We start from the raw sequence: 19,852 nt of genomic DNA, 5'->3' as shown, positions 1-19,852 counted from the left end.
GCGCCGCCGCGATCAGGGCACCTGGAGCTCGATCCGCAGCCAGTCGGCCGCGACCTCGATCTCGACGCCCCCGTCGATCGCGCGGTGCGACCTGGCCCCGACCACGGAGCGCGGCGCCGGCACGCCGTGGACGCGGATCGTCTCCACCTCGCGCGCGAGGGGCAGATCGCCCGTCGCGCTGCGCTCGAGCGCGAACGTGGCGCCGTCGAGGCCGCCCTCGATCCGGGTGACGCGCGACGCGCCGTGGCCGTCGCCCTCGTCCTCATAGAGGCGGCCGCTCACGCGCTCCGCCGCGTGGACGTGCCATGTGATCTCCTCCCAGCTCGCGCTCGTCGTGTGCATTCGAGGCGCGGTGAGCGCCACCGCGCCCCCGGCGCGCAGCCACACGGGGACCACCCCGAGCGGCGCATCGGCGATCACGTGGCGCCCGCCCTGCTCCACGCTCCCCGCGCGCTCCAGGTTCGCGAAGTCCAGCCATGCGCCGGCGGGCAGGTACACCAGCCGCTTCGACTGCCCTGGCCGCACCACCGGCGCCACGAGCAGATCGCCGCCGAACAGGAGCTGATCGAACGCGTGGAGCGCCTCGGGGTCGCCCGGCGCCGCGAAGGACAGCGGCCGCAGGACGGGTATCCCCGTCTCCGCCGCCTCGTGCATGAGCGTGTACAGGGCCGGCAGGAGCCGGTAGCGCCGCTCGAGCGCCGCGCGCGCGAGGCCGAGGTACGGCTCGCCGAAGCGCCAGGGCTCCTGCGCCGGTCTGCCCCTCGCCGCGTGGTTGCGCATCAGCGGATAGAACAGCCCCGCCTGCATCCAGCGCACGAGCAGCTCGCCGTTCGCGCGCCCCGTGAAGCCCGGGATGTCCGCGCCCACGAACGGCACGCCCGAGAGGCCGAGGCCGACCAGCATCGGGATGGACGCTTCCAGGTGCGTGAAATTGCTGGCGAAGTCGCCGGTCCACACCGCGGCGTACCGCTGGATGCCGGCGAAGGCCGCGCGCGTCAGCACGAAGGGGCGCCGCTCCGGCGCGTGGCGCGCGAGGCCCTCGTGGGCGGCCCGCGACATGCCGAGTCCATAGACGTTGTGGACCTCGAGGTGGCGCCGGGCGCCGTGGCGCGCGTCGTCGGGGAGCGTGCTGCCCTCGATGGCGCCGAGGCCCGCGGCGCGCCCGCCGCTCGGCGCCGGCAGGCCCCTGTCGGGGCGGACGGAGAAGCACGCCGGCTCGTTCATGTCGTTCCAGATGCCGGCGATGCCCGCGTCGACGAACGGCTTCTGCAGATCACCCCACCAGCGCTGCACCTCCTCGCGCGTGAGATCGGGAAAGACCGCCGGGTCGGGCCATACCTCTCCCACGAGGGGGCCGCCGCGAGGCAGCCGGACGAGGTAGTCTCGCGCCCTCGCCTCGTCGTAGACGGCATATCCCTCGTCGGCCTTGATCCCCGGGTCGACGATCGTCACCAGCTTGACGCCCTCGGCCGCGAGCTCGCGCGCGAGCCGCGCCGGGTCGGGGAAGCGCGAGCGGTCCCAGGTCCAGACCCGATAAGCATCCATGTAATCGATATCGAGGTGGACCACGTCGAGGGGGAGGCCGCGCGATCGGTAGCCGCGGACGACGCCGCGCACGTCGTCCTCGGTCTCGTAGCCCCAGCGCGACTGGTGCGCCCCGAGGCTCCAGAGGGGCGGCATGGCCGGGCGACCGGTGAGCGCGGCGTAGCGCCGGAGGACGTCGGCCGGGTGCGGGCCGGCCAGGAGGTAGACGTCGAGCTCGGGGCCCCGCGACTCCCATTCGATGCGGGTCGGGTCGTTCAGGGCGATATCGACCTCCGAGCGCCACGGCTCGTCGAGGAAGAGGCCCCAGGCCACCCCGCCGCGGAGGGCGATGAAGAAAGGAATCGAGGCGTAGAGCGGGTCGGACTCCACGTGCGGCGGGAAAGCGTCGGTGTTCCAGAAGGTGAATCGCAGGCCGCGCTTGTCGAGCGGGCCGACCTTCTCGCCGAACCCGAGGTAGGCCTCGCCCGGCGGCGCCGCGAGCGAGAGCCTGGAGCGGAGCTCGTCCACGGGGAACGCCGGCCGGACCTGCCCCGAGACGGCCTCGCTGCGCGCGAGGGCGCGGCCCGCGGCGTCGCTGAAGGCCCATGTGCCCGACGCGAGCGAGACCTCGAGAGAGGCGCCCTCGGCGCTCACGTGGAGCGTGTCCCCCTCGCGGCGCGCGGAGAGCGGCAGCGCGCCGTCTGCCACCACGGCGAAGGAGTGTTTGGGCGGCTGCTCGGGGTGCGTGAAGCTGGTCACCGCGGACGAGGGGGCGTGGCGCACGCGCAGCACGCCGGGGCCTGGACAGCGGATCTCGACCGCGGCGCGGGCGCCCCAGAGGAGCACGTGCGTCGCGCCGATCGAGGCGTCGGTGAGGAGGCTGCGCGCGCCCGTCATGGCCCCCCGAGCCGCCCCGGCGGCGGCAACTCCAGCACGGGCGGCGGCGCTCCGGCCGGCCCCTTCTGCCAGTCCGGGTCGATCCAGAGCCATTTGATGAGCTGCGTGTTCCGCGCGTTGGGGATGAACCCCCTCACCCACGGCTTCACGAGCGTCGGCTTCTCCTCGAAGTAGAGCGGTATCCTGCTCATCCCGTCGAGCGCCCGCCGCTCGGCCGCCCGGAAGCGCCGGATGCTGTCCCTGGGATCGGCCGTCGCGGCCGCCTCGCCGACCGCCTCGTCGAACTCCGCGTCTGCCCAGCCGGTCCGGTTCTGGGGGCTCTGCGACAGGAACGTCCCGAGCCACGTCTGTGGATGGTTGTAGTCGGCCAGCCAGCCGAGCCGGATCACCTGGAAGTTGCCGTCGCGGAGGTCCTTGAGCATCACCCGCCACTCCTCGCTCCGCAGCGTCGCGGAGACCCCGAGGTGGCGCTTCCACATGTCCTGGATGGCCACGGCGACCTGCGCGTGCCCCTCCCCCGTGTTGTAGAGGATCTCGAGCGGCGGAAACCCCTTCGCCCGCAGCTCGTCTCCCTCGCGGGCGACCTCGTACCCGGCCTCGGCGAGCAGCGCGCGGGCGCGCGCCGGGTCGTGGCCGACCTCGGGGCTCGAGAACGGATCCACGCCGCGCGCCCTGTCCTCCGCCGCCTGCTCGGCGTAGCCGGATCCGGTGATGTCGGGCACGTAGTGGGTCGCCGGCTTCCCGACCCGCGTGATCTTCTCGACGAGCTCCCGCTTGTCGATCGCGAGGTTCAGCGCCCACCGGACGCGCGGATCGTCGACCGGCGGCTTCCTCGTGTTGAGCTCGTAATACACCGTGGAGAGGAACTCGCTGCGCCGGAGATCCTTCTTCCCGGACAGCCAGCCGCGGTGGTCGTACGGGAGCTCGCAGTTGTCTCCCAGGTAGTCGATGTCCCCCGCCTTGTAGAGCTGCAGGGTGGCGTTGTACTGGGCGATCTCCATCCAGACGATCCGGTGGATCCTGAGCGCGTCGTGGCCCCAGTACGCCGGGTTCCGGTTCATCGTGATCTCGTACCGGAACTTCCACTCGTCGAGCCGATAGGGCCCGTTGACCACCATGTTCTCGGGGCGAAACCAGAGCTCCGGCTCGCCGCGCGCCTCGAACGGCTCGACGACGTCGCGGCGCACCGGGAAGAGGGTGACGAAGCTCGTGAGATCGGTGAAGTACGGCGCCGGCTGCTCGAGCTCGACGTCGAGGGTCAGGTCGTCGCGGGCCCGCACGCCCACGGCGGTGTCGTCCTCCACGAGCGACGACGTGGCGACGAACCCGGTCGCCCCGCCGGAGCCGGAAGGCGGCGCGGCGCGAGCGCCTTTGGCCGCGGCGGGGTCGTACGTCGGGAGGCTCGCGTGGGGCGCGACCAGCGCGTACGCGGCGGCCTCCACGGGCGCGAGCAGGCAGCCCGGGAGGAAGCCGCGGCCCGCCGGCCCCTCGATCTCGAACCAGCGGTCGGCCGCGCCATTGCAGGCGACCGGCGGCCCGGCCGCGAGGAGCGCGACCTCGGCGCCCCGCCACCCGCCGCCCGGGGTGGCGTCGCGCGGCGCGGGCGGCGGGGCCGCGCCGGCCGCGTCGAACGAGAGCCGCTCGCCGGCGCCGGTCGCCTCGTCGGGCTCGGCGTAGGTCACCGAGGTCACCCCGGTGGGCGGGGCCGGCAGGGGCGCCACCGCCGACGTCACCCGGGCGGGCGACTGGCCGAGCACGACGACGAACGCTCCTCCGGGCAGATCGAGCGCGGGCGGCGCGTCGGGCCGAGGCGCGCGGCGCAGCGTCGCGCCCTCGCGCAGCGCCTTGAGCTTTCCGAGGTTGAAGAGCTCGCCGTTCTTGAGGATGTGCAGGTTCGTCGCGGCGAGCGAGGCCGTCGACGGGCGCAGCACGCGCTTCCATGCGTACTCGAAGTCGGGCGCCGTCACCGGCTTGCCGTCCGACCAGCGCGCCTCCGGCCGCAGGTGGAACCGGAAGAACCGGTTGTCGTCGCTCCGCTCCCAGCGCGCCGCGACCCCCTGCGCCGCGTGGAGATCGCCGGGCGCGTAGCTGGTCAGCCCCTCGAACATCTGGTGGAGCAGCGTGATGCTCACGGAGTCCACGGCCTTGCCTGGATCGAGGTACTCCGGCTCGTCGCCGTTGTTGACGTAGAACGTCGTGACGTCCTTGCCGACGCGCGACGTCGTCCCGACGTACCCCTCGGTCTCGCCCGCGCAGGCCGCGAGCGGACACGAGAGGGCCGCGAGCAGGAGCGCTCTATCGCGCCTCAGAGCCGCGGCCCTAATCGGCGAACCCCTTCGGGTTCTGCTCTTGCCAGCGCCAGCTGTCGCGGCACATGGTCTCGAGATCGCGCTCCGCGCGCCAGCCGAGCAGCTCGATCGCGCGCGCGGGATCCGCGTACACCGAGGCGACGTCCCCGGGGCGGCGCGCCACGATCTCGTGGGCGACGCGCCTCCCGCTGACCTTCTCGAACGCGGCCACCATCTCCAGCACCGAGTGTCCCCGCCCGGTGCCGAGGTTGACGGTGAAGCTGTCGCCGACGCTGAAGATGCGCTTCAGCGCGGCGAGGTGCCCGAGCGCGAGGTCGACCACGTGAATGTAGTCGCGCACGCCGGTGCCGTCCGGCGTCGGCCAGTCGCCCCCGAACACCCGGAGCTTGTCGCGCCGCCCCACGAGGACCTGCGTGATGAACGGCGTCAGGTTGTTCGGGATCCCGTTCGGATCCTCCCCGATGAGCCCGCTCTCGTGGGCGCCAACGGGGTTGAAGTAGCGCAGCGACGCGAGCGACCAGCCCCCGGTGGCCGCCACGTCGCGCAGGATCTGCTCCACCATGAACTTGGACTGCCCGTAGGGGTTGGTCGGCCCGAGCCGGCTCCCCTCGTCGAGCGGCACGCGCTCGGGATCGCCGTACACGGTGGCGGACGAGCTGAACACCAGCTTCCGCGCGCCCCGCGCGTCGAGCGCCTTGAGCAGGCACACGGTCCCCGCGACGTTGTTCTCGTAGTACGAGAGCGGCTTCTCGACCGACTCGCCGACGGCCTTCAGCCCCGCGAAGTGGATGGTCGCGTCGATCGGGTGCTCGGCGAGCAGCCGATCCAGGAGCGCCGCGTCGCGGATGTCGCCCAGGATGAACGTCACCTGCTTCCCGGCGATCCGCTCCACCCGCTCCACCGCCGCCTTGCGGCTGTTGCAGAGGTTGTCGAGGATCACCACCCGGTAGCCCGCGTGGAGGAGCTCCACGCAGGTGTGCGAGCCGATGTAGCCCGCGCCTCCGGTGACCAGGATCGTCTTGCTCATGTCGTTCTCCCGAGAGGGTCTATGCCGCGCTCTCGTCGATGAGGCCACGGCACAGGCCGGCGCGTCAACGGGGACCTCGGGGCGCAGCCGGCCCGCCCGGCGGGGCGCTGTCAGGGCGCGTCAGGGCACGCCGAGCCGCCCCGGCGTCGGGAACTCGAGCTCCGGAAACGCGGTCTCGTTCGACGGGTTGTCGCGCCAGCTCGGGTCGTTCCACAGCCACCTGACGAGCTGCACGCCGCGCGAGTTGCCCTTGAACCCCTTGACCCACGGCTTCACCAGCGTCGACTTCGTGTAGAAGTAGAGCGGCAGCTTGGGCATGCCGTCGAGGGCCCGCTTCTCCGCCTTGCGGAACGCCCGGATGCTCTCCTTCGGATCGGCCGTCGCCGCGGCGGCGCGCATCAGGTTGTCGAACTCCTGATCGGCCCATCCCGTCCGGTTCTGCGGGCTGTACGAGAGCAGCGTGCCGAGCCACGTCGCCGGATGGTTGAACTCGCCGATCCAGCCGAACCGCACGACCTGGTAGTGCCCGTCGCGCACGTTCTTGAGCATCACCTTCCACTCCTCGTTCCGCAGCGTGGCGGACACGCCGAGGTGACGCTTCCACATGTCCTGGACCGCGACCGCGATCTGCTTGTGGCCCTCGCTCGTGTTGTAGAGGAGCTCGAGCGCCGGGAAGTTCTTCGCCCGGTACCCGTCGCCCTCCTGGACGACCTCGTACCCTGCCTCGGCGAGCATTGCGCGGGCGCGCTCCGGGTTGAACGCGACCTCCGGCGACGAGAACGGATCGACCCCGAGCTTCCTGTCCTCGGCGACCGCCTCGTCGTAGCCCGATCCGGTGTAGTCCGGGACGTAGTGCGTGGCCGGCGTCTGCCCCGCCCGCGTGACCTTCTCGACGAGCTGCCGCTTGTCGACAGCGAGGTTGAGCGCCCAGCGGACGCGGGCGTCGTCGACCGGCGGCTTCTTCGTGTTGAACTCGAACCAGTAAATGGATAGGTACGGGTACCGCTGGAAATCCCGCTTGGTCGACAGCCAGTCCATGTGCTCGGCGGGGAGCGAGGTGTTGTCGCCCAGGTAGTCGAGATCCCCCGCCTTGTAGATGTTCATCGTGGCATTGTAGAGCTCGACCTCCAGCCACACGACGCGGTGGATCTTCAGCTTGTCGTGGTTCCAGTACATCGGATTCCGCTTCATCGTGATCTCGTAACGGAACTTCCACTCATCGAGCGTGTAAGGGCCGTTGACCACGATGTTCTCGGGGCGGAACCAGAGCTCGGGCTCGCCGCGCTTCTCGAACGCCTCGATCACGTCCTTGCGCACGGGGAAGAGCGTCACGTAGCTCGTGAGATCGGTGAAGTAGGGCGTGGGCTGTTCCAGCTGCACGTCGAGCGTATGGTCGTCGCTCGCCCGGACGCCGACGGCGCCGTCGTCCTCCACGAGGAGCGCGTCGGGCACGAAGCCCACGGGGGGCTCGCCCTGCGCGGCGCTGCCGGAGGGCGGCGCCGCGGCGTCGTACGTGGGGAGGCTCGTGTGCGGCGTGACGACGGCGTACGCCTCCGACCGGGGCGCGGCGCCCGCGCCCTCCTTGCCCGGGTTGCCGGCGTTGCCCGCGGGGGGGACGAGCGCGCAGCCCGGGAGGAAGCCGCGCGCGCCGCCCCGCTCGATCTCGAACCACCGGTCGGCGGCGCCGTTGCATTTGCACGGCGGGCCCACGCGGACGATGTCGACAACGGCGCCCTGCCAGCCGCCGCCGGGCGCCGAGCCGAGCGGCGCCGCGCCGCCGGCGGCCGCGTCGCCCCCTGCTGGGCCGCCCCCTGCCGCGCCGAACGAGAGCCGATCGCTCGCGCCGCCCTTCCCGTCGCCCTTCGCGAACGTCACGGCGGCGGAGCCCTCCGGCAGCGCCGCGAGGGGCGCGATCGCGGTGTCGACCTGGATCGGCGAGCGCGCCAGCACCACGACGAACGCCCCCTTCGGCAGATCGAGCGCGGATGGCGCGTCGGGCCGCGGGGCCGCGCGGAGCGGCGCGGCCTCGCGCAGCGCCTTGAGCTTGCCGAGGCTGAACAGCTCGCCGTTCTTGAGGACGTAGAGGTTCGTCGCGGCGAGCGAGGCCGTGGAGGGGCGCAGCACCCGCTTCCACGCGTACTCGAAGTCGTGCGCCGTGACCGGCTTGCCGTCCGACCAGCGCGCCTCCGGCCGCAGGTGGAACCGGAAGAGCCGGTTGTCGTCGCTCTGCTCCCAGTGGGTCGCGACCCCCTGCACCGGGCGGAGGTCGCCGGCGCCGTAGGTCGTCAGCCCCTCGAACATCTGCTGCACGAGCGTGGAGCTCGCCGAGTCGTTGGATTTTCCTGGATCCAGGTACTCGGGCTCGCTGCCATTGTTGATGTAGATCGTCTCTGTGTCCTTGCCGACGCGCGCGGTCGTCCCGGCATACCCGCCTTCGCTCTCGCTGCACGCCGAGAGCGCGAGGATCGCGAGCCCGAGCGCCGCGGAGGCGCCGCGCGCCCCGCAACCGGCGCTCCCGCCGCCCCCCGCGCCGCCGGCACCTCGTCGCTCCGGAGCCCGTCGCATAGCGCGCGCGTAGCACGGCGCTCCGGGGGCAGGAAGACCATGGCTGCCCGGCGCGAGCGCGCGTGCGGGCGCGTGCATGAAACGCCGATCCTCCCCAGGTGAAGCGCAGCAAGGGCGCCGTGGCAGTCGGCGATGGATCGGCGATGGATCGGCGGTGGCGCGTCGCCGTTCGCCCGCGAGCGCCGCCTAGCTCGGCCCGGTGCCGTGGTTGCGGCCACACCATCGCTCGGGTAGAGGGCACGCGTGATCAGCGCAGTCCATGTCGAGCGGCTTCGCGGCATCCGCACGGGACGGCTCTCCGAGCTCACGCCGCTCACCGTGCTCGTCGGGCCGAGCGGCGCCGGCAAGAGCACGATCCTTGATGCGCTCCTCATCGCCGCGGGCGGCGCCCCGGGCGACGCCATAGGGCGCGTGGTGCGCCGCCGAGCCGAGCTGCCCCAAGGCGGGCCCTGGCTCTTCGAGCGGCGCCAGCCCGACGCGCGGATCGTGCTCGAGGGGGACGACACTGGCACCCGAGCGTGCGAGCTGAGCTGGTCATCGACCCCCTCCGAAGATCTCGTGCGAAGGCTGCCCGAGCGCGAACAGGAGCGGCATCCCATCGAGATCGGCTGTGACGTGACGTCTTCGCTCGGCCATTTTCGCTCACGCACCGTGATCTCCGTCGGCAACGAGTACCGCTTCGATCTGAGCAGGGCCGATGCCCACTCCGATGTGCGCCAGTTCCGTGACGCGCGCGCCGTACGGCTGGTGGAGCCCGCGGCCGGCGCAAACCATGCAGCGCTCCACCGCGTGTTCTCCGACGCAGCGGAGCAGGGGAGGCTCGACGTTGTCATCGAGATCGTGCGCGAAGCGCTCGACGGCGTCGTCGATCTCCGTGTGCTGACGGTCGAGGACGCGCCCGTGGACCAGCCGATTCTTCATCTCGACTACGCCACGCACAGCGTCCCCGTCGCCGGCGCAGGCTCCGGCATCTATGCGTTGGTGCGCCTCGCCCTCGAGCTCGCTGCGCTGCCCGGCGGGCTCGTGCTCGTCGAGGAGCCGGAAATCCATCAGCACCCCGCGGGCATCCATCGAACGGCGAGGGTCTTGCACGCAGCGACGCGCCGGGACATCCAGGTCGTCGTCTCCACGCACAGCCTCGAGCTCATCGACTCGCTCGTCGCCACGGCGACCCAGGAAGATCTGGATCGTCTCTGTGTTATGCGCGTCGTGCTCGACCGAGGCATGCTGCGCAGCTCGCGCTTCCCGGGACCGATGATCGCCACGGCGCGGCGAGAGCTCGACGAGGACCTGCGATGAGCCTCCCCGCAGAGTCCGTCCTTATCTGTGAAGGATACCATGATCGCGCCTTCTTGCGTGGTTGGCTCACATGGCTCGGATGTGAAGGACTGCTCAACAAGCCCTATCGAGGCGAGAAGCCCTTGCGGGGAGCTGGCCAATATGGCTTCAAGACACCGAGCGGGGGGTGGCTACGGATCCTTCCCGTGGACGGCGATACGAAGGTGACCCTAGCGGCCGAGGAGTTGATCATCCAGAGCGCGACGAAGCCTATTGCGCGCATCGTGCTCGTCTACGATGCCGACGATCCGCATCCGACCCCGAGAGGAGGTGCACGGCAGAGCGACTTCGACGCGTGGGCGATCAAGCAGCAGGCGAGCCGGGTGCCCGACACCGAGGAGTTCGAGCTGACGGGAGGCATGGTCCCGACCCGTCTCTCGATCGTCGTATGGGGCGCGCCCGATGCCGCCTCCGCGCTCCTGCCCCCGCAGCAGACGCTCGAGCGGCTCGTCTGCGCCGCGCTCGCAGAGGCGTACCCGACGCGCGGCAAGGCTGTCTCTGTCTGGCTTGCGTCGCGACCCGAGCCCCCGGCGCAAGAGAAGCTCAACAAGACCCACGCTGCGTCGCACATGGCGGGGTGGTTCTCTGACCGCGGCTACGAAGGTCTCTTCGATGCCGTCTGGGAGGATGCTGCGGTTCGCGAAGCGCTGCTCGCGCGCCTCGGTGCGACCGGTTCCGCCCGCGTCATCAACGAGCTGGTCGGCGCCCCGGGATGAACGCTCGAGCGCTCGGCCCGCGTCGACGCAGTCAGCGCAGCGGTCGGAGGAGTCTTCCGGCGCCTGCGCTCCCGCTCTGCTCCGCGCTGCTCCTCGCGCTGCTCGCCGCCGGCTGCGGCGGCGCGGCCTCCCCGGGCGCCACCCCCCCGCAGGCCGCCCAGTGCGATCCTGCGCACCTCGACGCGTGTGAGCGCGCCCTCGCCGCGGCGCTCGCGGAGGGCCGGCCGCCGCGCGAGCTCGCCCTCGGCTACGTCGCGGCCCGCGCCGCCCGCGACGCTGACGACCCGTGGGTGCTCTTGCTCCGCGACCTCGAGCGCCGCGGCGGGCGCGGGCCGCGGGCCGCGGTCATCGTCGAGGCGGGCGCGGAGGCCACGGCCGCGGCGCGGGCGCCTGTGGCCGCGGCGGAGGCGAAATGGATCCGCGCCGCGCCGCTGCCGCCCCCCGGGGCCCTCGCCGCCGACGCGCTGCTCCTCGCGCTTGGCGAGGCCCTCGGGTACGAGCACCTCGTCCACGCGCGCGCCCGCCACGGCGCCGTCCAGCTCTTTCCGGCCGATCCGCTCGCGCCGTTCATGGCCGGCCTCGCGCCGATCGCGCGCGGCGGCGCGTCGCTCTCGCGGGTCGCGGACGACATCGCGCTCGCCGCGCTCGTCCGCCGCGCCTTCGGCGCCGCCGGCCGCTTCCGCTACGTCGAGGCCGCGGCCGCGGCCGACGCCCTCGCGGCCGCGGTGAAGGGGCGCGACCCGGACGACGAGCCGGTCCTGCGCGGCCGCTACGCGCTGCAGCTGCTCGCGACCGCCGGGGTCGCGCTCGAGGAGGCCGAGGACGACGCTCCCTTCGCGCCCTCGGCCCCCCGGCCAGGCCCGCCGCCCGCGCGGGGCGACACGCCTTACGGCGACCTCCTCCGCGTGCGCACGGCCCGGGACGGCCGCGCCGCGTGGCGCGCCCGCGGCGCGGCCGTGCTGCGGGCCGTCCCCGCGGACCGGCGCGGCGCGCTCGACGACCTGCTCGGCAAGGCCCCCGGCTGCGGCCAGGACGTCGCGCCCCTCATGGAAGGCCCGCGCGACCTCGTGTTCGCCGCGGCGCTCGCCGGCGCCCTCGCCCCGGGCGACCCTGCCGCCGCGCCCGCGAGCACCGCGGCGGCGACGGGACGGCGCCTCCCGCTCGACGCGTGGCTGCCGCGCTACGAGGCGCTCGTCCGCGCCGTCGAGCAAACGAGCACCGCGTGGGCCCACGCGCCCGCCCTGCTCCACGAGCGCGGCCCCACGCCCGCCGCGCGCCAGGCAGGCAGCGCGGGCAGCGCCGTCCACCGCCGCGCCACCGAGCTCGGCCTCGCGCACCTCGCCGCGCTGCGCGCCCTCGCGGAGGCCGAGCCGCGCCGCTACCGCGCGCTCGCGCTGATCCCCCTCGCCTACAGCCCCGGGGTGCTCGCCGACGAGCCCCTCCGCGACGCCATCGTCGACCTCACGCAGATCGCCGTGCAGCGCCGCATGGCCGAGGCGCACGACCCGGAGGCCGTCCTCGGCGCGGCGCTCGCCGGCGTCTTCGCGGGCATGGCGTACCCGCCCGAGGTGCAGCCCCCGCACTTCCTCGCCCTCCAGGGCGCGCTCACCGCCAAGCTCCGCGGCGAGCTCACCGAGCAGGCTGGATGGGGCGTCGCCGGCCTCTACGCCGCCGACGCGCTGTACCGGCTCGCCTCCGGTCAGGCGCCGGATCTCGCGTTCTCGTCCGCGCAGATCGAGCGCGCGCTCGCGCCCGCCCCGGCGCTGCCCTACCCCGGCCTCGCGGCGCTCGCCGCGAGCCTCTCCCGCTACGCCGCGCTCGGCGCCGCCGGCGCGCTGGATCCGCAGGCGACCGGCGCGGCCGGGCTCCCCCCGGAGCGCCGGCAGGCGCGCGACGCGCTCCGGCGCGCCGTCGCGGGGCTCGCGGCGCGCGATGCCGGCGCTGGCGCGGCCGACGCCGCGGAGGCGCCGCCGCCCGAGCTCGTCGAGGACGTCGCCGCGCTGGCCGACGGCGTCCTCGCCGTGCTCCTCACCGAGCGCTCGCGCAAGCCGCCGCCGGCCGGGGCCGCCTGCGCCGCCGGGCGCGGGCCGAGCCCCGAGGGACGCCGCGCCCTCGCGCGGCTCGGCGACGTCCGCCGGCGGATCCTGCTCGCGCCGCGGTACAGGCAGGGCGACGGCCCGTGGGCGCGCCGGGCGCGGCTCCTCGTGACGCTCCTCTCCGACGCCATCGATCTCCTCTCGGCGCCGCCGCGCGCCGCCGGCGCGCCGACGCGCGCCGCTCCGCCGCGCTTCACCCTCCCGGCCGCGGACGCCGAGGCCGCCGTCGCCGCGGGCCTCTCCGGCTGGGTCGACCATGACCTCGCCGACGCGCTCACCGGCGGCTACGCGCTCGCCCGCGCGCTCCTCGAGTCGTCCACCGCGGAGCGCTTCGCCGAGCGGAGCGGCGCCCCGCTCGGCCGGGTGCTCCGCGGGCTCTCCGCGGCGTTCCGCGACGATCCGGCGCGGAGCGGCGGCGTCGGACGAGGCCCCGCCGGCGGCGCGCTGCTCGACGCGCTCGCGTCGCTCCCCGCCGCGCGCGACGGCGGCGGCGATCTGCGGGGCCTGTTCGTCGGCTACGCCCGCGCGTTCTCCGCCCTCGGGCTGCGCGACCAGGCCGACCTCGCGCTGCTCGCCTCGCTCCTCGGCGCCGCCGTGCTGGGCGGGCCCCCGTCGCCGGACGCCATCGCGCTCGCGAACGACAGCGGCAGCCGGGTCGCCTGGGCGCTCTCGTACCTCGGCGAGATCGGGAAGGCCCGGGCCGGCATCGCCCCGGATCCGTCGGCGTACGCTGCCGCCATGAGCAAGGCGTCGGACGACGCCTGCCAGGCGGCCGACACCGGCGACGTGCTCGCCCTCGTCGGCGCCGTGCGCGACTTCGCCGGCGGCCGGCGCGCCGAGGCGCGCGACGCCCTCGACCGCGTCCTTGCCGCCGCCGACGCCCGCGGGCTGCGCGTGCCGCGCATGACCTACCGCTACGAGGAGAAGACCGCGACCCGCGTCTTCTCGCTCAGCTTCGACGTCTCGTACGGCGCCGGGCTCCTCGAAGGGGCGAACAGCTTCCAGCTCGGCCTCGGCCTCCGCACCCGCGGCGAGCCCGAGGGCTCCCTCGCCGCGGCGCTCGCGCCCGAGGGCTCGCCCCGGAGCGACGAGGACGCGGCGCGCGCCTACGTCAGCGCCGCGGCGCTCGCGGCCGCCTACCACTTCCTCGACGGCGACGCCGAGCGCGGCACCGCCGCGGCGCGCCGGGCGATCGCCGCGCTCTCGTTCGGCCTCCGGCTCGGGCGGCGGGCGCTGCGCCCGGACCAGCCGCTCGCCTGGGGCCGGGACGCCCGCGCGCTGCTGGCGATCGACGCCCAGCTCGCGGCCGAGGCGGGTCACCCCTTCCTCGCCGGCGACCTCTGGACGCTCGTCCGCGGCCTCCTGCCGCCGGACGCGGACGACGCCGCGGTCGCGGCGCTCCTCGCTCCGCTCCCGGCCGGCCTCGCCGCGGTCCAGGGGCTCGACCCGCTCGTCGCGAGGACCGCGCGCTCGCTCGCCGCGGTCGCCAGGCCGCTCGCGTGCACCGAGGCCAGGGTCGAGCTCGGCGGCTACGAGGAGCCCGCCTGCGACGCCTACCCGCTCGCGCTCTCGCTGCGCATCGCCGACGTCCTCGGCAAGCTGCCGCACCTCCAGCGACGGGCGCGCGCGGGCAGCGCGGCCGCGTGCCCTGCCCTGCGCAGCCTCGACGGCTTCCTCACGGCGGCGGAGCGGGGGACGTACGACCCCGACGCGTTCACGGCCGCCGTGGAGGCGCTGCGGCAGAGCGGCCGGCTCTACGACGCCGGCGTGATGCTGGCGCGGCAGCGGCGCGAGGGGCACTGCGGCCCCGTCGTGCTCGCGGCCGCGCGCGCGCTCGGCCGCGCTCCCTCGCTCGGCCCGGCCCTGCGCGCGGATCTGCTCAGCGTCGCGGTGCGCTGCGCGGCCGCGGCGCTCGACGCGAACGTCGTCGACGACCTGATGGCGCTCGACGGCGAGACGCGCGCCCTCCCCGACCTCGGCCGCAACCTGAAGGTCGTGCTCTTCGCGACGGAGCTCGCCGTGCGCGAGCAGCGCTGGGACGTCCTCTCACGGCTCTCGAAGCAGCCCGACTTCGTGGGTCGCTTCCGGGGCGAGGACGCCGGCGCGGCGGCGACCGCGCGCCTCATCGAGGCCGCGGCGGCCGTGCTCGCCGGCGAGCCTGCGCCGCGCGACGCCCCCGGAGACGGCGCGCGCGACGCGCCGTGCGGCGCGCCTCTCGCCGGCGATCGCGCCGCGCTGTGCGCCGAGATCCAGCGCCTGCGCCCGGGCGCGCTGCCCGAGCCGCAGCGCCGGCAGGCCGCGCGCGAGGCGCTCACGAGCCTCCTCGAGGCCGCGCGCGGGCAGGCTCGCTAGCCTGCCCGCGCGCGCGGCGCCGAGCGCCTACTTCACGCTGGCGGGCTTCGTCTCGGCCGGCTTCGTGTCCGCGGGCTTCGCCGCGGCCGGCTTCGTATCCCCGGGCTTCGCCGCGGCGGGGGCAGGCGCGGCGGCGGCGGGCTGCGCTGCAGCCGGCGGCGCGGCGGCGGGCGCCGGTGCGGCAGGCGCGGCGGCGGGCTTCGCATCCGCGGGCTTGGCGGCGGCCTTCGGGTCCACCGGCTTCGCGTCGGAGGCCTTCACGGCGCCCTTCGGCGCGGTCGCGGGCACGCCGGCCGGCTTGAGGCCCTTGGTGGCGACCGCGGCGCAGGCGAGCGCGACGCCGGTGTCCTTGCCGTCGAGCCGCATGATCTTGATCTCGACGCGGCGGTTCTTCTCCTTCGCCTCCTCGGTCTCGCCCGGATCGGTCGCGCAGTGCGCCCCGTAGCCGGCGGCCCGCACGCGGTTCTTCTCGACCCCGAGCGCGGTGAGCGCCTTCACCACCGCCTCGGCGCGCTTCTTCGTGAGCGTCACGGTGGCGGCGTCGTTGCCGACCTTCTCGGAGTAGGCCGCGACCTCGACGAACTGGATCTGCGGATGGTCCTTGAGGATCTGCGCGATGTTCGCGAGGAGCCCCTGCGAGGCGGGCTCGATATCGGGCTTGCCGGCGACAAAGGCGATCTTCTCGTTGAGCTTCACCTCGTTGCCTTCCAGGGCGACCGGCGGGACGTCGGGACAACCGTCGTCGTCCTTGTAGCCGTTCTTGACCTCGGCCTCGGTCGGGCACTTGTCGGCGTCGGCCACGAGGCCGTCGCCGTCCGGGTCGGTCGACTTGCAGCCGTCCTTGGCGTCGGGCGGCAGGCCGTCCTCTTTCTCGGCCACGCACTTGTCGGTGCCGTCGTCGAACACCCCGTCCGCGTCCGCGTCAGGGGGCGGCGCAGGCGGCGCAGGCGGCGGCGGCGCGGGCGGTGGTGCCGGCGCCTTCGCGGTCTGCTGCTGGGGCTCGACCGCGCAGCCGGCGCTCGCCGCGAGCAGCGATACTGCGAATGCCATTCCAAGCCATCTCGTCGTTCGCATCTCCTGGGCTCCTCTCCTTGGCGTCGTTGACGGCGCCGAGCGCCAGCGTGTTTAGACGACTACGCCGCAAACTGCGAGATGGATTCGTACGGCGGCGCGCGCCGCTCCCCCTCGGCAGCGCGTCGGCCCCCCCGCTCCGGAGGCGACGGCGAGCCGTCGAGTCCGGCTCGATCTCGGCGCGTCGTTCGCCTCTTGGCGCGAGCGACTAGAGTTTCTCCGACGGGAAATCCATCTCGTCGATCTTCGATTTCGGCGCTGCTTTCCTCGACTTGAGCATCTGTTCCTTGAGCATCTGCTCCGCGGGCACCGACGAGGTGGGCTTCTGTGCGGGCGGCGGCGCCACCTTCGGGCGAGGCTTCGGCGCGGGGCGAGCGTTGCTCTCGTCCTTCCTGTCGAGCTTCTCGTCGACGGGCCCCGGCGCCGGGGTCTTCTCCGTCGGCGCGCGGAGCGCCTCGAGCGCGCGCTCGCGGGCCGCGGCCACCTCCGGCGCGTCGCGGCCCGCCGGGTCGAGCCGATCCGCCTCGTCGAGCTGGTCCAGGCACCGGCGGAAGGCCGCCTCGTCGCACGCGCGCAGCGCCTCGGCCCGCAGCGACCGCGCGCGCTCCAGCGCGTCGAGCGGCGACGGCGGCGCGACGGGCGGCGAGGGCCCGTCCGGCGGCGCGCTCGGCTGCGGCTCGGGCAGGGGCGCGATCACGGGCGCGTCGCTCGTCGACCGCAGGAGCCGGGCGACGACGAACGCGAGGAGGGCCAGCGCCGCGACCGCGGCGAGCTCGGCCATCCAGCGCTCCCGCATCCATCGCCGCATCCGCGACACGCGCTGCCGCACCCGGGCGGCGGGCACCTGCTCCTCGGCGGCGATGCTCTCGAGCTTCTCGCCCTCCCCTTCGCGGGCCATCCACGACAGCGTCTGCCGGGCGTCGCGGCTCGCGGAGGCCTGCTCTTCGGCCCAGCGCGCCAGCTCGCGCGCCTCGACGGGCGGCGGTCCGACCGGCAGGTCGGGCAGCTCCGTCGCGGCCTCCCGCGCCGAGCGCCGGTGGTGGTCGGCCACCTTGTGGCGCGCGATCCCGAGGAGCCAGCGCCGGAGCTCCGTCGGGTCGGCCGGGCGCCCCGGCGACGCGAGCGCGTCGCAGAGGACGGTCTGCACCACGTCGTCGACCTCGCCGCTCGGGACGCGCCGCCGCACGAAATCCTCGAGGGCTCGGCGGAGCCCTGGCTCTGCCAGGGGGTTCGTCGCGGGGGTGCGGTCCTCGGTGGTCATCGGCGTGCTCATCGACCCTGCATCGCGCCGCGGCCGCGGAGCGTGACGCGCCCGATCGAGAATACTGCAGGCCCCGGCCGGGCGTCACACTCTCCGGCGCGGCGCCGACGGTCGGGCATGCTCCTCAGGCCCCCTCTCGTCCTCGCCGCGGCGTTGCTCGCCGCTTCTCTCACCCACACGTTCCCCTCCCTGACCGCCGCCCAGGGCGGTGGCTCGCCGGTCACCGAGATCCGGATCGACAAGAGCGAGCGCACGCTCGATCTCGTCGCGGGCGGCAAGATCGTCCGGTCCTACCGGGTCGCCCTCGGGCCGGGCGGGCCGGGGCCGAAGCGCTACGAGGGCGACAGGCGCACCCCCGTCGGCACGTACCGCGTCGCGGGCCGCATCAACGGCCTGTTCCATCGGTTCCTGATCGTCAGCTACCCGAACGAGGAAGACCGCGCGCGCTTCGCCGAGCTCAAGCGGCGCGGCGAGGTCCCGCCGGGCCGCGGCGTCGGGCACAGCATCGGCATCCACGGCGTAGGAAGCGCGCAGCTCGCGGGCGTGCACAAGGAGAGCGACTGGACGCTCGGCTGCATCGCCCTCGACGACGACGAGATTGACGAGATCGCGCGGCGAACGCCGGACGGCGCCAAGATCGTGATCACCGACTGAGCGGGCGGTGCTAGGGTAGCCGGTCAAATCGACGGGCTGTCCGTCGAGGATGAGAGCGCGACGGCGAGGCCGGCGCCGCCCTCGCGCCTGCCCTGGAGATCGTGCATGTCTCGCCGTTACTGGCTGATGAAGAGCGAGCCACAGAAATATTCGTTCGCGCAGCTCGTGCGCGACGGCCAGACGATCTGGGACGGCGTCCGGAACTTCGAGGCCCGCAACAACATGCGGTCCATGAAGCAGGGGGATCTCGTGCTCTTCTATCACTCGAGCGAGGGCAAGGCGGTCGCGGGCGTGGCGCGCGTCAAGCGCGAAGCGTACCCGGATCCGACGGCCGACGCCGACGAGGACTGGAGCGTGGTGGACATCGAGCCGGTCGCGCCGCTCAAGGCGCAGGTGAGCCTCGACACGATCCGCGGCGACGAGTCGCTGGCCGAGATCTCGCTCTTGAAGCGGTCGCGGCTCAGCGTGGTGCCCGTCTCGAAGGAGCACTTCGATCGGGTGCTGAAGCTGGGCAAGACCAAGATCGCTTGACGCGCGGACCCGGGGAAACGACTAATCCCGTCGTGAACCTCCGCCCCGGAGCCCGACCCCTCGCCGTCTTCTTCCTCGGCAGCATCCTCGCCAGCGCCGCGTGCGGCGGCCCGCCCGCGCCGTCCCCGATCGAGGGGGAGCCGATCTGCCCCGATTTCGAGATCGGCGCGACGCGCGCGCACATGCGCGGGAGCTTTCGCTTCCCGGTCACGCTGACGGTGCGCGAGGGCAAGGAGCCGATCACCCGGACGACGCTCACCGGGCGCCGGTCCAAGGACGACCCGCCGAGCCGGATCCTCCTCTCCGACGAGGACGCCGAGTACGAGATCGAGTGGGCCCAGTGCGAGAACCAGCGCGCGCCCCGGACGCGCGTGGTGGCGCGCGAGTCGAAGGACGCCGCGGAGTACGCGTGCGGCAACGCGACCGTGTACAAGACCGACAAGCTCGTCACCCGGAAGGGCGACGCCGCCTCGCGCACGGTCCACTTCGCGGCGCCCCCGAAGCCGGAGTGCTGGGAGAGCGAGGTCCCCCCGGCGCCCCCGCCGCCCGCGCCTCCTGCGGCGCCCGACCAGCCGCCGCCGGACGCGGGCGCCGAGGCCGACGCGGGCGCCGCGTCGGTGGACGCGGGCGCCAGGCCGGTGGACGCGGGCGCCAGGCCGGTGGACGCCGGCGCGCCTCGCGATGGGGGCGCAAGCGGCGTCGCGAAGCCTCGCGGCACGGGGGCCGCGGACGCCGGCACGACGCCGCCCGGCCCCTAGTTCCGCCCGCCGGAGGTCCGGCCCGGGATCCGGAGAGAGATTCAACGCAAAGGCGCAAAGACGCAAAGACGCAAAAAAAGAACAGATTTTTGTAGTTTGCGTCGTTGCGTCAGATCTCCCTTCGGTTGCGAGACAGATCTCTGGCGGGATTCGTGGCACGCGGAACCAGGGCCTGTTCGTATACCTCATGAGGCGATCGGTCGGCGCGCTTGGCCGCCGGCGACACCCTAGCTGCCCTGGCCCGTGCGCGACGCGAGCAAGGCTTCACAGGCTGCGCGAGGCCCCCCGGGAGAGGCGTCGTAGGGGAGCGGACTCGACACGGGAGGCACGCCGGCGCCCATCACGTCGAGAGCCGGCCACGAGCTCCCTGGAGTGCCGCTTTTTCGCGCCCGCGATGCGGGCGATCTCGTGACCGATCAGGCGGCGCACGAGATCGTCGTTGCGCATCCCGAACACCGCATCATGGTCAGCGGGGCCGTGGGAGCGCCCGCCGTCCCGGCGCGCCTCCGCGGCCGTCTGGACCTCGGCGGTGCGCCGTCGCCGCGCCGCACACGACCGCTGTTCACCGGGGATCCCGTTCCCTAGAACGTGGTCCACCGGCGCTTTCACCCCGGCGCTTCCAACGTCCTTCCAACGTCCCTTTCCGCCCCGGATCTACACACCGTCTCATGTCCGCTCCCCCCATGCCACCGCCTCCGGCGCCCCGCCCGTTTCCTTCCCCTGATTCCCCTGATTCCCCTGATTCCCCTGATT

Annotated in this window: 13 protein-coding genes; 7 read left to right on the top strand and 6 right to left on the bottom strand. The window is 73.9% G+C overall.

Annotated elements, in window-relative coordinates:
• Nucleotides 1–12: 12 nt before the first annotated feature.
• The 4 genes from WMF27_RS17270 to WMF27_RS17255 form a co-directional block, all read right to left on the bottom strand.
• The gene (locus WMF27_RS17270) at nt 13–2,421 is read right to left on the bottom strand and encodes a glycoside hydrolase family 31 protein (protein WP_437767781.1); all 2,409 of its coding nucleotides are present in this window, start codon (nt 2,419–2,421) and stop codon (nt 13–15) included.
• Nucleotides 2,418–4,562 (bottom strand): peptide ABC transporter substrate-binding protein, encoded by a 2,145-nt coding sequence (locus WMF27_RS17265; protein WP_437944297.1) that lies wholly within the window; start codon nt 4,560–4,562, stop codon nt 2,418–2,420. Before WMF27_RS17265 ends, WMF27_RS17270 begins: the two co-directional genes overlap by 4 nt.
• A gap of 178 nt (nt 4,563–4,740) precedes the next feature.
• Nucleotides 4,741–5,757 (bottom strand): UDP-glucose 4-epimerase GalE, encoded by a 1,017-nt coding sequence (gene galE, locus WMF27_RS17260; protein WP_437767783.1) that lies wholly within the window; start codon nt 5,755–5,757, stop codon nt 4,741–4,743.
• 120 nt (nt 5,758–5,877) lie between these two features.
• A complete protein-coding gene (locus tag WMF27_RS17255; RefSeq protein WP_437767784.1) occupies nt 5,878–8,322 on the bottom strand; it encodes an ABC transporter substrate-binding protein in 2,445 nt (814 codons plus the stop codon).
• Between the two features lie 243 nt (nt 8,323–8,565).
• Here WMF27_RS17255 and WMF27_RS17250 point away from each other — a divergent pair, with 243 nt between their 5' ends.
• The 3 genes from WMF27_RS17250 to WMF27_RS17240 all read left to right on the top strand — a co-directional run bounded on the left by WMF27_RS17250 (nt 8,566) and on the right by WMF27_RS17240 (nt 14,824).
• Nucleotides 8,566–9,621, top strand: a complete 1,056-nt coding sequence (locus WMF27_RS17250; protein WP_437767785.1) for an ATP-binding protein — start codon at nt 8,566–8,568, stop codon at nt 9,619–9,621.
• A 185-nt stretch (nt 9,622–9,806) separates the two neighbouring features.
• On the top strand, nt 9,807–10,376 hold the full coding sequence (locus tag WMF27_RS17245; RefSeq protein WP_437767786.1) for a hypothetical protein: 570 nt from the start codon (nt 9,807–9,809) through the stop codon (nt 10,374–10,376).
• The gene (locus WMF27_RS17240) at nt 10,373–14,824 is read left to right on the top strand and encodes a hypothetical protein (protein WP_437767787.1); all 4,452 of its coding nucleotides are present in this window, start codon (nt 10,373–10,375) and stop codon (nt 14,822–14,824) included. The genes WMF27_RS17245 and WMF27_RS17240 overlap by 4 nt, the downstream gene beginning before the upstream one ends.
• A gap of 27 nt (nt 14,825–14,851) precedes the next feature.
• On the opposite strand, the gene WMF27_RS17235 is transcribed toward WMF27_RS17240, so the two are convergent.
• Together WMF27_RS17235 and WMF27_RS17230 are read right to left on the bottom strand one after the other, a co-directional pair.
• On the bottom strand, nt 14,852–15,874 hold the full coding sequence (locus WMF27_RS17235; protein WP_437767788.1) for an OmpA family protein: 1,023 nt from the start codon (nt 15,872–15,874) through the stop codon (nt 14,852–14,854).
• A gap of 229 nt (nt 15,875–16,103) precedes the next feature.
• Nucleotides 16,104–17,156 (bottom strand): RNA polymerase sigma factor, encoded by a 1,053-nt coding sequence (locus WMF27_RS17230; RefSeq protein WP_437944296.1) that lies wholly within the window; start codon nt 17,154–17,156, stop codon nt 16,104–16,106.
• Between the two features lie 117 nt (nt 17,157–17,273).
• On the opposite strand from WMF27_RS17230, the gene WMF27_RS17225 reads away from it, so the two are divergent.
• The 4 genes from WMF27_RS17225 (at nt 17,274) to WMF27_RS17210 (ending at nt 19,684) form a co-directional block, all read left to right on the top strand.
• Entirely contained in the window at nt 17,274–17,810 is a 537-nt protein-coding gene (locus tag WMF27_RS17225) for a L,D-transpeptidase family protein (RefSeq protein WP_437767790.1), read from the top strand.
• 105 nt (nt 17,811–17,915) lie between these two features.
• Nucleotides 17,916–18,341, top strand: a complete 426-nt coding sequence (locus tag WMF27_RS17220; protein WP_437767791.1) for an EVE domain-containing protein — start codon at nt 17,916–17,918, stop codon at nt 18,339–18,341.
• Nucleotides 18,342–18,373: 32 nt separating this feature from the next.
• Nucleotides 18,374–19,099, top strand: a complete 726-nt coding sequence (locus WMF27_RS17215) for a hypothetical protein (protein ID WP_437767792.1) — start codon at nt 18,374–18,376, stop codon at nt 19,097–19,099.
• A gap of 372 nt (nt 19,100–19,471) precedes the next feature.
• Nucleotides 19,472–19,684 carry a hypothetical protein gene (locus tag WMF27_RS17210; protein ID WP_437767793.1) on the top strand — a complete coding sequence of 71 codons (213 nt, stop codon included), beginning with the start codon at nt 19,472–19,474 and terminating at the stop codon, nt 19,682–19,684.
• Nucleotides 19,685–19,852 lie beyond the last annotated feature (168 nt).

This window comes from Sorangium sp. So ce281 (assembly GCF_051527395.1).
Classification (GTDB): Bacteria; Myxococcota_A; Polyangia; order Polyangiales; family Polyangiaceae; genus Sorangium; species Sorangium cellulosum_B.
The sequence above is the reverse complement of the archived record's forward strand: the minus strand, read 5'-3'. Positions and strand labels throughout refer to the sequence as shown.